Origin of the sequence: Nonomuraea candida, assembly GCF_000725485.1 — a bacterium.
Lineage (GTDB): Bacteria > Actinomycetota > Actinomycetes > Streptosporangiales > Streptosporangiaceae > Nonomuraea > Nonomuraea candida.
The window spans coordinates 58,349-71,699 of record NZ_JOAG01000009.1; the positions used below are offsets into that span (position 1 = coordinate 58,349).

The 13,351-nt window shown below is 70.2% G+C and carries 9 protein-coding genes; 5 read left to right on the forward strand and 4 right to left on the reverse strand.

Annotation, left to right across the window (positions count from 1 at the left end; genetic code table 11):
• Positions 1 to 210 precede the first annotated feature (210 nt).
• The 4 genes from IO39_RS08650 to IO39_RS08665 are packed head-to-tail and all read left to right on the forward strand — an operon-like array spanning position 211 to position 5,816.
• Entirely contained in the window at positions 211 to 1,188 is a 978-nt protein-coding gene (locus tag IO39_RS08650; protein ID WP_043618825.1) for an ABC transporter permease, read from the forward strand.
• 1 nt (position 1,189) lies between these two features.
• Positions 1,190 to 2,032: an ABC transporter permease gene (locus IO39_RS08655; protein WP_043618829.1), complete on the forward strand. Its 843-nt coding sequence runs from the start codon at positions 1,190 to 1,192 to the stop codon at positions 2,030 to 2,032.
• Entirely contained in the window at positions 2,029 to 4,098 is a 2,070-nt protein-coding gene (locus tag IO39_RS08660) for an ABC transporter ATP-binding protein (RefSeq protein WP_043618832.1), read from the forward strand. Before IO39_RS08655 ends, IO39_RS08660 begins: the two co-directional genes overlap by 4 nt.
• Positions 4,095 to 5,816, forward strand: a complete 1,722-nt coding sequence (locus IO39_RS08665; protein ID WP_043618835.1) for an ABC transporter family substrate-binding protein — start codon at positions 4,095 to 4,097, stop codon at positions 5,814 to 5,816. The genes IO39_RS08660 and IO39_RS08665 overlap by 4 nt, the downstream gene beginning before the upstream one ends.
• 107 nt (positions 5,817 to 5,923) lie before the next feature.
• On the opposite strand, the gene IO39_RS08670 is transcribed toward IO39_RS08665, so the two are convergent.
• Together IO39_RS08670 and IO39_RS55970 are read right to left on the reverse strand one after the other, a co-directional pair.
• Positions 5,924 to 6,436, reverse strand: a complete 513-nt coding sequence (locus IO39_RS08670) for a glycosyltransferase family 2 protein (RefSeq protein WP_052422613.1) — start codon at positions 6,434 to 6,436, stop codon at positions 5,924 to 5,926.
• A gap of 216 nt (positions 6,437 to 6,652) precedes the next feature.
• Positions 6,653 to 7,324, reverse strand: a complete 672-nt coding sequence (locus IO39_RS55970) for a hypothetical protein (protein WP_043618838.1) — start codon at positions 7,322 to 7,324, stop codon at positions 6,653 to 6,655.
• Between the two features lie 313 nt (positions 7,325 to 7,637).
• Here IO39_RS55970 and IO39_RS08680 point away from each other — a divergent pair, with 313 nt between their 5' ends.
• A complete protein-coding gene (locus IO39_RS08680) occupies positions 7,638 to 10,121 on the forward strand; it encodes a glycoside hydrolase family 3 N-terminal domain-containing protein (protein ID WP_245641867.1) in 2,484 nt (827 codons plus the stop codon).
• 68 nt (positions 10,122 to 10,189) lie between these two features.
• Here the strand turns inward: IO39_RS08680 and IO39_RS08685 are convergent, their stop codons facing one another.
• Complete coding sequence (locus IO39_RS08685; protein ID WP_211266940.1) at positions 10,190 to 10,711, reverse strand: snapalysin family zinc-dependent metalloprotease; 522 nt, start codon at positions 10,709 to 10,711, stop codon at positions 10,190 to 10,192.
• 96 nt (positions 10,712 to 10,807) lie between these two features.
• On the reverse strand, positions 10,808 to 12,130 hold the full coding sequence (locus IO39_RS08690; protein ID WP_245641868.1) for a hypothetical protein: 1,323 nt from the start codon (positions 12,128 to 12,130) through the stop codon (positions 10,808 to 10,810).
• Positions 12,131 to 13,351: the final 1,221 nt, after the last annotated feature.

The window sequence follows — 13,351 nt, forward strand, 5'->3', positions numbered from 1 at the left end:
TCGAGGGGACCGTCCGGCCGTGTCGATCTTTTGCGGTTGACCTTACCGTTATATTCCACCATTTCAGGTCGTTATATTTTTGCTTATATTCTCCGGATCGATCGCCATCCCGACGACACGTGAAAATTCCACGATGCGAGATGGGTTTTCGTTGCGGGGGCGCTTCTCCAACCGGATGTTCGCGCCCTCGGTCAGCGCGAACGGAGAGTGATGGGCAAGTACCTGCTCCGCAGGTTGGCAATAAATGTGATCTTGGTCGCCATCGCGGCTAGTTTGGCGTACATGCTCGCGGCCACCACCATGAACCCGCGGGCCGCGTACGAGGGGCGTCAGCCCCCGGTGCCCGAGGCGGTCATCGACGCCACACTTGATGCCTACAACCTGAACGACAAGACACCCGTGCTCGAGCGCTACGCGACCTGGGCCAAGGGTGTCGTCACCGGAGACTTCGGCAAGACCTGGAACGGCGGCTCCGTCAACAGCGAGATGGGCCGTCGCATCATGGTCAGCCTGCGTCTCCTGCTCATCGGCACGATCCTGGGCTTCGCCCTGGGCGTGGCGCTGGGCGCGTTCTCGGCGGTGAAGCAGTACAAGCTCAGTGACCGGTTAATAGGTGTCAGCTCCTTCGTGATCATGGCGATCCCCGTGTTCGTGCTGGCCACGCTGCTGGCGATCGGCACGTACAACGTCAACAGAGGGCTCGGGTTCACGCTCATCGAGTACACCGGCGAGTACAACCCCCGGCTCACCGGCTGGGACCAGTTCCTCAACCGGCTGAACCACCTCATCCTGCCGACGATCTCGCTCAGCCTCGGCTCGATCGCCTTCTACAGCCGGATCCAGCGCAACATGATGCTCGACGTGCTCAACCAGGACTTCGTCCGCACCGCCATGGCCAAGGGCCTGCGGCGCAGGACGGCGCTGGTCAAGCACGCGCTGCGGACCGCGCTGATCCCCTCGGCGACCTACTTCGCCTTCGCCTTCGGGACGATGTTCACGGGGGCCACGTTCACGGAGAAGATCTTCTCCTGGCACGGCATGGGCGCCTGGCTGGTCGACTCGATCAACCAGAACGACGTCAACTCCGTGGCCGCGGTGACCTTCTTCGCCGCCGTGTGCATCCTCGTCGCGTCCTTCCTGTCGGACGTGCTGGTGGCGGCCCTCGATCCTCGGGTGCGGGTGAACTGACATGCGATCGAAAGTCGTCCTCAGGCGCCTGGTGCGCAACAAGCAGGCCCGCTTTGGCTTCATCGCGCTGATCCTGCTGGTGGTGCTGGCCTACGTGGGGCCCTTCTGCGGCGCCTACGACTGGACCGACAAGGACTTCATGGCCTTCATGTCGGCGCCCGACGCCGACCACTGGTGGGGCACCACCGCGATCGGCCAGGACATGTACGCGGTGACGCTGCGCGGCATGCAGAAGTCGATCGTCATCGGCCTGCTGGTGGCGCTGATCTCCACGGGCCTGGCCGCCATCGTCGGCGCGTTCGCCGGATACTTCGGCGGCTGGGTGGACCGCGTGCTCATGTGGGGCGTGGACCTGCTGCTCGTCCTGCCCAGCTTCCTGATCATCGCGATCGTCTCGCCGCGGCTCCGGGAGGGCGCCTCCTGGTTGTGGTTCGTGGTGCTGCTGGCCGCGTTCTCCTGGATGGTCACCTCCAGGGTGGTGCGCAGCATGACGCTCTCGCTGCGCGAGCGCGAGTACGTGCTGGCCGCGGTCTACATGGGCATCCCGCGCTGGAAGATCATCTTCCGGCACATCGTCCCCAACCTGTCCTCCTTGCTGATCATCGACGCGACGCTCAACGTCAGCGGCGCGATCATCGGCGAGGCGGCGCTGTCCTTCTTCGGCTTCGGCATCCAGCCGCCCGACGTCTCGCTCGGCACGCTGATCGCGGAGGGCTCGCGCAACGCCACCGGCTACCCCTGGCTGTTCGCCTTCCCCGCGGGCCTGCTGGTCGCCCTGGTGCTCAGCGTGAACCTGATCGGCGACGGACTGCGTGACGCACTCGACCCGGGGAGCAACTCGTGAGCATCTTGGAGGTCAAGGACCTCACCGTCACCTTCCCCGGCGGCATCGAGGCCGTGCGCGGCGTCAGCTACGAGGTCGAGCGCGGCGAGGTGCTCGGCATCGTGGGCGAGTCCGGCTCGGGCAAGTCCGTGACCTCGCTGGCGGTCATGGGCCTGCTGCCGAAGAACGCCGCGGTCAGCGGCTCGGTGAAGCTGCACGGCCAGGAGCTGCTCGGCTTGCGGGAGGAGGAGCTGGTCAAGGTACGCGGCAAGGCCATCAGCATGATCTTCCAGGATCCGCTGTCGGCCTTCACGCCCGTGTACACGATCGGCGACCAGATCGCCGAGGCCGTCCGCGTCCACCAGAAGGTGGGCAAGGACAAGGCGATCAAGCGCGCCGTCGAGCTGCTCGACCTCGTCGGCATCCCGAACCCGGACCTGCGGGCCAAGGCCTTCCCGCACGAGTTCTCCGGCGGCATGCGGCAGCGCGCGATGATCGCGATGGCCATCGCCAACGACCCCGACCTGCTGATCTGCGACGAGCCGACCACCGCGCTCGACGTCACCATCCAGGCGCAGGTCCTGGAGGTGCTCAAGACGGCGCAGCAGGAGACGGGCGCCGGCATCGTGATGATCACCCACGACCTGGGCGTCATCGCCGGCATGGCCGACCGGGTGCTCGTCATGTACGCCGGCCGGCCCGTCGAGCAGGCGCCGGTGGACGACATCTACTACCGGCCCCGCATGCCGTACACGATGGGCCTGCTCGCCTCGGTCCCCAGGATCGACGGCGAGGAGGGGGCGCTGGTGCCGATCGAGGGCAACCCGCCCTCGCCCGCGGCGCTGCCGCCCGGCTGCCCGTTCGCGCCGCGCTGCCCGATGAAGGTGGACATGTGCGACGAGGAGGAGCCGGCGCTGGTCCCCTTCGGCGGCGGCCGCCACGTCGCGTGCATCCGCGCGCACGAGATCGAGCACAAGGGCCTGACCGGCGCCGACGTGTTCCCCGTGCCGGTCATCCCGCCCAGCGAGGTCGTGAACGTGCCGCGCGCCGAGCGCGCCACCGTGCTCGAACTCGACGGCATGAAGCGGCACTACCCGCTCATGAAGGGCGCGATCATGAAGCGCCGCGTGGGCACCGTGTACGCCGTCGACGGCATCTCCTTCGACATCGCCGAGGGCGAGACGCTGGCCCTGGTCGGCGAGTCCGGCTGCGGCAAGACCACCACGCTGCAGCAGATCATGCAGCTGGAGCCGCCGCAGGACGGCCGGGTGGTCGTGCTCGGCAAGGACAGCGCCACGCTCGACAAGGCCGCGCGCAAGGCGCTGCGCAGGGACCTGCAGATCGTCTTCCAGGACCCCATGGCCGCGCTCGACCCGCGCATGCCGATCGGCGACATCATCGCCGAGCCGCTGCGCGCGCACGGCAAGAAGGACGTCGCCGCCAAGGTGGCGGAGCTGCTGCAGCTCGTCGGGCTGGCGCCGGAGCACGCCGAGCGCTACCCGCAGCAGTTCTCCGGCGGCCAGCGGCAGCGCATCGGCATCGCCCGCGCGCTGGCGCTGGAGCCGAAGCTGCTGGTGCTGGACGAGCCGGTGTCCGCGCTCGACGTCTCCATCCAGGCAGGCGTGATCAACCTGCTGGAGGAGCTCAAGAACAGGCTGGGCCTGTCCTACCTGTTCGTGGCCCACGACCTGGCCGTGGTCCGGCATCTCGCCGACCGCGTCGCCGTCATGTACCTGGGCAGGATCGCCGAGATCGGGACGGTCGCGAACGTCTACGACCGTCCCGCGCATCCCTACACACAGGCGTTGCTGTCGGCGATCCCGCTGCCCGACCCCGAGATGGAACGCACCCGCAAGCGCATCCTGCTCGAAGGCGACCTGCCCAGCCCGGCGAACCCGCCGTCTGGATGCAGGTTCCGCACCCGCTGCCCCAAGTTCGCCCGCCTGAACGAGGCGGAACGGCAGCGGTGTGTGGACGAGGAGCCCTCGGTGGTTCAGCAGGCGAACGCCGTGGACCACGGCGCCGCCTGCCATTACGCGGAGGAGATCGAGGTCATCACGGCCTCGGACAATCAGGAGGAAGAGTGAAGGTTCATCACCGTGCGGCCGCTGGGCTGGCGGTCCTGGCCCTGGCCGCGGCGGCCTGCGGCGGAGGCGGCGGCAGCTCTGACAAGAAGCCGAACGCCGCGCAGTCGCAGCAGGCTCAGCAGCAGATGACGGAGACTCCGGCCATCAGCATCAACCCCGTGCCGTACGAGCAGGTCAAGGACGGTGGGACGCTCACTCTCGCCATCGGGCAGTGGCCGACGCAGTGGAACCCGTACCACGTCGACGGCAACCAGGCCGACACGGCCACCATGCTCGACCCGATCCTGCCGCAGATCATGATGGCCGACGAGAACGCCTCGTTCACGCCGAACGCCGACTACGTCACCGACGTGAAGAACGAGATGGTGGACGGCAAGCAGACCATCACCTACACCATCAACGACAAGGCCAAGTGGTCGGACGGCACGCCGATCACCTGGAAGGACTTCGAGGCCGGCTGGAAGGCGCAGAACGGCAAGGACAAGGCCTACAAGCCGGCCTCCACCGACGGCTGGGACAAGATCGAGTCGGTGAAGAAGGGCGACTCCGACAAGGTCGCGGTCGTCACCTTCACCAAGCCGTACTCCGAGTGGCAGGGCCTCTACAACCGCGGCACCAGCCACCTCATGCCCGCCAAGCACGTCAGCACCCCCAAGGCGAACGACAGCGACTACAACCAGAAGATCCCGGTCACCGCGGGCCCCTTCAAGGTCGAGAAGATCGACGAGGGCACCAAGACGCTCACGCTCGTGCGTGACGACAACTGGTGGGGCCGCAAGCCCAAGCTCGACAAGATCATCTTCCGGGCCATCGCCGACGGCTCGGCCGAGGTGAACGCCTTCGCCAACGGCGAGATCGACGCCGCCTACATCGAGGCCGGCAACCCGGCCAACCTGCAGCGGGCCAAGCAGGTGCCGAACGCCGAGATCCGCAAGGCGCTCAGCCCGAACTGGCGGCACATCACGGTCAACAACTCCAGCGAGTTCCTGAAGGACAAGTCGGTCCGCCAGGCCGTCCAGTACGCGATCAACCGTGACGTGATCACCCAGTCCGACCTGAAGGACATGGAGTGGCCGCTGCAGACGCTCGGCAACCACGTCTTCATGAACAACCACAAGGGCTACGTCGACAACTCCGGCGACCTCGGCAAGTACAACCTGGAGAAGGCCAAGCAGCTCCTCGACGCGGCCGGCTGGAAGCAGGAGTCGGGCGCCGAGTTCCGCAAGAAGGACGGCAAGGAGTTCGCGCTCGACTTCGTCATCCCGGCGAGCGTCGCGACCGCGAAGACCGAGGGTGAGCTGACCCAGGCCATGCTCAAGGAGGCCGGGATCAAGGTCACGATCCGCCCGGTCCCCGATGACAAGTTCTTCAACGACTTCATCATCAAGGGCGACTTCGACCTGGTGCCGTTCTCCTGGATCGGCACGCCGCTGCCGCTGGGCAGCCTGCCGCAGATCTACAAGACCGGCTCCGAGAGCAACTTCCCCAAGGCCAGCGACCCGGCCGTGGACGCCGCCATCCAGGCGGCCGTGGACGAGACCGACCCGGCCAAGGCGATCGAGCTGGCCAACGCGGCCGACAAGCTCATCTGGGACATGGTGCACACCATCCCGCTGTACCAGCGTCCCGACATCTGGGCCGTGAAGAAGACGCTCGCCAACTGGGGCGCGCGTGGCTACGCCTACTACGACTACACGGCGGTCGGCTTCACCGGCTGAACCTCCGCGCAGTGACGAACCCCCGGCCGCCGCACCCGGCGGCCGGGGGTTCGGCCTTTCCAGGACCCGCGGATCGCCGCCTGCACGGCCTGCACGGCCTACACGGCCTACACGGCGGCCGTCGTCAGGGAGACCTCCACGCCGCCGCGCGTGCCCCAGCGGTTGACGCGCCAGCAGGTCAGCAGCGCGTACAGGTACATCGGGCGCAGCACCAGCAGCCGCCAGAGCGAGGCCAGCGGCGCGAGCGCGAAGGTCAGCAGCGAGGTGAGCATCGAGTCGTCGTTCATCTGCATCGGCCGGCCGCGGAAGTGCTCGTTCTCGTACGCGCCCGCGCAGCGGCGCACCACGTTCGCCCGGTAGAAGGCCAGCGTGCCGGAGTTGATCGTGACCCGCCGCAGCACCGACTGGGCGCTGCGCAGGCCGCGCGTGAAGGGCAGGTACAGCACGCAGGTCATCCGGGTGAGCAGGTTGGCCGTGCGGTTCAGCACCAGCACGTGCCCGGCCACCGACTGCACCTGGGGGTCGGCGAACGGGGCCAGCCCCTCCCTGACCGCGTGCCGGTCGAGGATCGAGTCGCTGTCCAGGGTGAGGAAGACGTCGCCGTCGTCCTCGGCCAGCACGTGAATCTGGGCGAAGCGCTTGCCCCGGTTCTCGGTGCGGCATCCACCACAACAGCAGGAACGAGGCCAGCCAGGCGGCCGACATGTCGTAGGGGCGGCCCTCGATCGCCCCCGAGAGCGCGGCCAGGTGGGCGACGCCCCAGGCGGCGAACCCGGCGATCGGGAGCGCGCCGAGGAGGAGGAGGAGCCTTCTGGGCTCGGCGTACCGGGCGGTGATCATCGGCACAGCGGCAGGTCCACCCGGTTCGCGCCGGTGCTGGTGCCCTCGTAGCGCGCCACCACCGGCTCCGGCACGAACGCGTCCACCGCCGCCCGGCAGGCCGCCGCCCGGCGCGCGGTCAGCCGGCCGCCCATCAGCAGCGCCGTGTCCAGCAGGGCCTGCGGGCCGCCGATCCGCCAGTGCCACCAGTTGCCGTACGGCGTGACGCCCGGGTGGTAGGCGTCGGCCAGCAGGTGGTCCAGGCCCGCCAGCACCCCGCCCGCCAGCGCGGCGTCGCCGGTCACGCCGGTGCCGGGCTGCGCGTACGCCTCGGCCATCACGCGCAGCCTGGCGAAGCTCTCGTGCAGGTTCGCCGACAGGGTGTGCGCCCGCTCGTCCGAGCCGGCGTAGCCGAGGCCGGGCCAGAGCGAGCCGCGTTCGGGCGCCATCGACTCCCGGTGCCCGTCCGCCGTCGTGCCGAGCCGCGCCAGCACCTCCCGGTACGGCTCCGCCCCGGGGTCGAAGCCCGTGCCGAGCAGCAGCGTCCGCCACCGGGCCCGCAGCTCCGCGTGCCCCGGGGCGGCCGCCGCCGCGCGGCCCGGCGGCAGCCCCGAGACCAGGGCGGACCCGCCGGCGGCGCGCAGAAGGGCGCGACGCGTCCATCCGCGCGACGTTCGTCCACCCGTCATGAGGCCCCCGTGGCCGGTCGTACCGCTGCCGACACTGGCGACGATAGGCAACGTCCGGACGGCGGCCGGGGGAGGCTTCAGGGCATTGATCGAGTGATGACCGATTCCTGCCCTTGAGCGCACGCACCCCGCTCCGGGCGGAGGGTCAAGCGGGGGTGAAAGTTTCACCGGATCGGGCGCCGTTTTCCCTGGTGCCCGGGGAGGGGCGGCGGGGCGCGGCGGGCGGGGCCGGGAAACTCGGCAGTTGTCACCTACAGTGCGTTTGGGAGCGCTCCCAAAACACCCTTCGAGCCGAGCGCGGAGCAGCGTGCCAATGAGCAACCCGAGCAGAAGATGGACGAGCAGGGCCGCCGCGCTGGTGCTCGTCGCCGCGGCCATGTCCGTGGCGCCCCCGGCGCTGTCCCCGGTGACGGCCTCCACCGCCGTGACCGTGGCGGGCGCCGACCTCCCCTACCAGGACCCCTCACTCCCCGTGCCCACCCGGGTCGCCGACCTGCTGTCCCGGATGTCGCTGGACGAGAAGCTCGGCCAGATGACCCAGGCCGAGCGCGGCTCGGTCAGCACGTCCGACGTCACCACGTACCGGCTCGGGTCGGTGCTGTCCGGCGGCGGCTCCGCGCCGTCGCCGAACACCGCGACGGGCTGGGCCGACATGTACGACCGGTTCCAGAACGCCGCCCTGGCCACGCCCCTCGGCATCCCGCTCGTCTACGGCGTGGACGCCGTGCACGGGCACAACAACGTCGTCGGCGCCACGATCTTCCCGCACAACATCGGCCTCGGCGCCACCCGCGACCCGGCGCTCGTCGAGCGGATCGGCCGGGCCGTGGCCGAGGAGGTGTCCGGCACCGGGATCGACTGGAACTTCGCCCCCTGCCTCTGCGTGGCCCGCAACGACCGGTGGGGGCGCACGTACGAGTCGTTCGGCGAGACGCCCGACCTGCCCTCCTCGATGGCCTCGATCATCACCGGCATGCAGGGCGCGTCGCTCGACGGGCCCGCCTCGGTCCTGGCCACCGCCAAGCACTACCTCGGCGACGGCGGCACCACCGGCGGCGTCGACCAGGGCGACACCCAGCTCCCGGAGTCCGAGCTGCGGGCGATCCACCTGCCGCCGTTCGAGGCCGCCGTGGAGCGCGGGGTCGGCTCCGTGATGATCTCCTTCAGCAGCTGGAACGGCACCAAGCTGCACGGGCACCAGTACCTCATCACCACCGTGCTCAAGGGCGAGCTGGGCTTCGACGGGTTCGTGGTCTCCGACTGGAACGGCATCGACCAGATCGACGGCGCCCAGGGCATCTCCGCGCACGACGTGCGCACGTCCGTCAACGCCGGCGTCGACATGGTCATGGCGCCCACGGCGTGGCGGCAGTTCATCGACCTGCTGCGGGCCGAGGTGCAGGCCGGGCGGGTCACGACGGCCAGGATCGACGACGCCGTACGCCGCATCCTGACCAAGAAGTTCGAGCTCGGGCTGTTCGAGAAGCCGCTCACCGACCGGTCGTACACCTCCACCGTGGGCAGCGCCGCGCACCGGGCGCTGGCGCGGGAGGCCGTGGCCAAGTCTCAGGTCGTGCTGAAGAACGCCGGCGGCCTGCTGCCCCTGGCCAGGACCGGCGGCAAGATCTTCGTGGCGGGCAAGAGCGCCGACGACATCGGCAACCAGAGCGGCGGCTGGACCATCTCCTGGCAGGGCTCGTCGGGGAACATCACCCCCGGCACCACCATCCTCCAGGGCATCAGGAACACGGTCGGCTCCGGCGCCACCGTCACCTACAGCCGCGACGGCAGCGGCATCGACGGCTCCTACCGGGTGGCCGTCGCCGTGGTCGGCGAGACCCCGTACGCCGAGACCCAGGGCGACCGCCCCGGCTCGCTCGGCCTGGACAGCGCCGACCTCAACACCCTCGCCACCCTGCGCGCCTCCGGCGTGCCGGTCGTCGTGGTGCTCGTCTCCGGCCGTCCCATGGACATCGCCGCCCAGCTCCCCGGCTGGAACGCCCTGGTCGCCGCCTGGCTGCCGGGCACCGAGGGGCAGGGCGTCGCCGACGTGCTCTTCGGCGCCGCGCAGCCGACCGGCAAGCTGCCCATGACCTGGATGAGCAGCGCCTCCCAGCAGCCGATCAACGCCGGCGACGGCAAGACGCCGCTGTTCCCGCAGGGGTTCGGGCTGACGTACGAGCCCGGGGGAGAGGACGACACGAGCCCGCCCAGCGCGCCCGGCACGCCCGTCGCCTCCGCCGTCACCTCCACCTCGGCCACCCTCACCTGGCCGGCCGCCACCGACGACGTGGGCGTGACCGGCTACGAGGTGGTCCGCTTACAGGGCTCGGGCGAGACGGTGGCGGCGACCTCCGCCACCGCCTCGGCCTCGCTCACCGGCCTGACGCCGGACACGTCCTACACCTTCGCCGTGTACGCCGAGGACGCGGCGGGCAACCGCTCGCCCCGCTCGGGCACGGTGACGGTGGCCACGCCGGGAGACGGCCCCGGCGGCGGCTGCGCGGTCGCCCCGTCCACGCAGAGCCAGTGGGGCGGCGGGTACGTCGTCCAGGCCACCGTGACCAACACCGGCACCACGGCCAGGACCGGCTGGACGGTCACCTTCACCCTGCCGGCCGGGCACACGATCACCGGCTCCTGGAACGCCGCGATCACCGTGTCGGGCCGGACCGTCACCGCCCGCAACGCCGGGCACAACGGAGCGCTGGGGGCGGGCGCGAGCACGTCGTTCGGCTTCCAGTCGAGCCGCCCGAACGGCGACACGGCCCTGCCCTCCGGCTACACCTGCACTTGACGAACGCCCGGCCCTTCGGGGCCTCGGGGGTTCGGCCCCGCCCCCGCACGGGGGCGGGGCCGAGGGGGTCACCTCTCCTCGTGCAGCCTGCCGAACTCGACCAGCGGCGTGCCGCCGGCGAAGTTCCCGTCCACCTCAGCCCGCTCGGCGGCGCTGGGGTTGGCGTTGCGGCAGCTCACGGGCGCGCTCGAGCCGGACATCAGGTCGGTGCAGCGCCCGGTGCGCCGGTCGGGCAGGCCCAGGATGTGGCCGATCTCGTGGGTGGCGATCCGCAGCGGGTAGTAGCCCTGGTTGACCGCCTGCCGGCCCATCCAGATCGTGCCCCGGCCCAGGCTGGTGGGCAGGGCCCTGGGCCAGCCGTTGTCGGCGTACACGACGAAGTGGGCCGGCGAGCCCTTGATCAGGCGGACGTTGACGACGCTGGAGTTCCAGACCTGGGCCGCCTGGTCGATCGTGGCGGTGAACTCGGCGGCCCGGCTGGCGTCGTACCTGAGCACCGTGACCAGTGCGGTGGCCTGCGCCGGTGCGGTGACCAGCAGGAACGCCAGGCTCAGGACGACGGAGAGCATGGTGCGAAGAGGTCTTGACACGGAGCCTCCTCCAGGAGTTGGGGGTGTTGTGACGGTATGCGCACCCCCTCGTCCCGGAGACGTATCAACTTGCCCCTATCACCGTGATATGGCGGCTCAGCAGATCGACTGACGGCTGTTGACCAGGGTGTTGTTCCGGAAGGTCGTGTTGACGCCGCACGGGTTCTCCGTGATCGCGGAGTTCGTCACCGTCAGGTTCTGGATGACGATGTCGGAGGTGTTCGGGAACTCGGAGCGGGCCGCGAGCCGGATGTCGCCGGGGCCGGCCACGGTGCCGCCCTGGGCGGCGATGTTCACGTTGTGGCAGTTCTCGATGAGGATGGCGTTGTTGCCGGTCTGCGCGATGTCGACCCGGTCGATGACCGCGCCGCCGCTCTCGGAGACGCAGAAGACGCCCCGCCCGCCGCCGTGCGCGATGACCTGGCCGACGCGGATGTTGGTGGGATAGCCGCTGCCGATCCGGCCGTTCCTGTTGGCCATGCGGAAGGCGGCGTAGCCGGTGCCGGCGCCCGCGCCCTGGGCGTCCACGGTGGTGACGTTGGCGTTGATGGTGTCGTTCAGCAGCAGGCCCGAGTGGCCGGTGTTGCGGGCCGTGACGGTGCCGACGGTCAGGCCGTCCACGCCGTACGTCTCCACGCCGTGCGTGCTGGTGCCCGAGACGTAGACGTTGTCGATGCGCACGTTCCTGGTGCGCACGCTGCGGTCGCCGTGGTTGTCGATCCGGATGCCGAGGCCACGGGTCAGGCGCAGGTCGATCTGGCCGAGGGTGACGTTGACGCCGTTGCGCACGAAGATGCCGTACAGCGGGGCGCCGGTGACGGTCAGGTGCCGGACCTCGACGTCGGTGACGCCCCTGGCGTACACGACGGCCTGGTCGCCGGAGCCGGAGCCGGTCACGTTCACGGTGCCGCAGACGTCGAGCACCGTGTAGCTGGGCAGGGACAGCCGCGAGCCCGCGCTCATCGAGCCGGAGCCGCGCACGACGACGCGCTGCTTGGAGGTGCGGCCGGCGGTGAGGCTGTTGACGGCCGCCTGCATGGCCGACAACATGCTGCTTCCGGTGTAGACGGTCCTGCCGCCGTTGCGCGCGGTCCAGGTGCCGCCGCTCAGCACCGCCTCCGCGTTGAAGGACCCGTCGCCGCAGGCCAGCGCGCTCCCCGACGCCTGCCCGGCGGCGGTCGCGGCCTGCGCGGTCCGTGCTGTCTGCGTAGTCTGTGCTGTCTGCGTAGTCTGTGCTGTCTGCGCGCTCTGTGCTGTCTGCGCGGTCTGTGCGGCCTGCGTGGTCCGGGTCGTGCCGGTGGCGCCGGCCGCCGGGGCGGACGGCGCGGTCGCCACGAGCGCGACCGCGGTGAGCCCGGCCGCGACGCCCTTGACGCCGAGCCGGGACCTGTTCCTGAGCCTGGTCGTGCTGCTTCGCATGCTCAGCTCCTGTGGTGGGTGGGCCACCCGCCGATCCGCCTGCTGAATCGATTCATTCGATGACAAGCATCTGACCTGGGGAAACGTGGGCGACGAGCCGGGAGGGCCGACGGAAGGGCGGCTGATTCGTGGGGGAGTATTACAACGTTCAAATCGGCCGTCAACCGGCGGTGAAACTTACATGACAGCGGCTCTGACCATAGTGGCGGTCGCGGGCAATGAAACCGTCAGTGGCCGCGTGCACACTCAATGCATGCAGAACGAGCCACTCGAACTCGGCGAGATCTCCTTCTCCGGCTGGTACGCCCACACCGACAAGATGGCGGAGGTCGGCTTCCTGGCCATCGCCAGACGGCTCCCCTCGCTCGTCGCCCAGGCGCTGGGCCTGGCCTGGCGCGCCAGCCCCCGCGACACGCTCGCCACGGTCGGGCTCAACCTGCTCGGAGGGGTCTTCACCGCGTTCGGCCTGCTGGCCACCACCGGCGTGCTGACCGCCCTGTTCAGCGAGGGTCCCACCCCCGACCGCGTCCTGGCGGCGCTGCCCAGCCTCGCCCTGGTCGGCGGCGCGGCCGTGCTGCGCACCACGACGCAGGCCCTCGCGGGCTGGGCGCAGTCCCGCCTCACCCCCCAGATCGCCCGGCTCACCGAGGCCCGCCTCTACGGCCTGACCAGCCAGGTCGAGCTGGTCGCCTACGACGACCCCGACTTCCACGACTCGATGGAGCGCGCGGGCAGCCGCGGCGTGTCCATGGCCGGCGCGGTCGTGACCTCGGCCGTCGAGGTGGTCTCGGCCGCCGTCGGCATCGTCGCCGCGGCGGGCGTGCTGGGCGTGCTGCACCCGGTCCTGCTCCCGCTGCTCCTGCTGGCCGTGCTGCCCGACGCCTGGGCCGCGGTGCGCAGCGCCCGCATGCGCTACGCGACGATGTACGCCCTGATCCCCGCCACCCGCCGCAAGTGGATCATCGCCGACCTGCTGGCCGAGCGCTCGTCCGCGGCCGAGGTGCGCGCGTTCACGATGCGCGGCTTCCTGCTGCGCATGTACGACGCGGTGGCCAAGGCCCAGCAGGACGTCATGCTCCGCCTGGCCAGGCGGCAGATGGCGACGCGGCTCGTCGGCGAGGCCCTCGGCGGCCTCGGCGCCGCCCTCGTCTACGTCGCGCTGGGCGTCCTGCTCGCGGTCGCCGCGATCCCCCTCGCCGTGGCCGGCACCGCGGTCCTGGC

Bases quoted from the DNA above. Each gene is read 5' to 3' on its own strand.
- IO39_RS08650 (WP_043618825.1), top strand. From the start codon at position 211: ATGGGCAAGTACCTGCTCCGCAGGTTGGCAATAAATGTGATCTTGGTC.
- IO39_RS08655 (WP_043618829.1), top strand. From the start codon at position 1,190: ATGCGATCGAAAGTCGTCCTCAGGCGCCTGGTGCGCAACAAGCAGGCC.
- IO39_RS55970 (WP_043618838.1), bottom strand. From the start codon at position 7,324: ATGACGGGTGGACGAACGTCGCGCGGATGGACGCGTCGCGCCCTTCTG.
- IO39_RS08680 (WP_245641867.1), top strand. From the start codon at position 7,638: ATGAGCAACCCGAGCAGAAGATGGACGAGCAGGGCCGCCGCGCTGGTG.
- IO39_RS08690 (WP_245641868.1), bottom strand. From the start codon at position 12,130: ATGCGAAGCAGCACGACCAGGCTCAGGAACAGGTCCCGGCTCGGCGTC.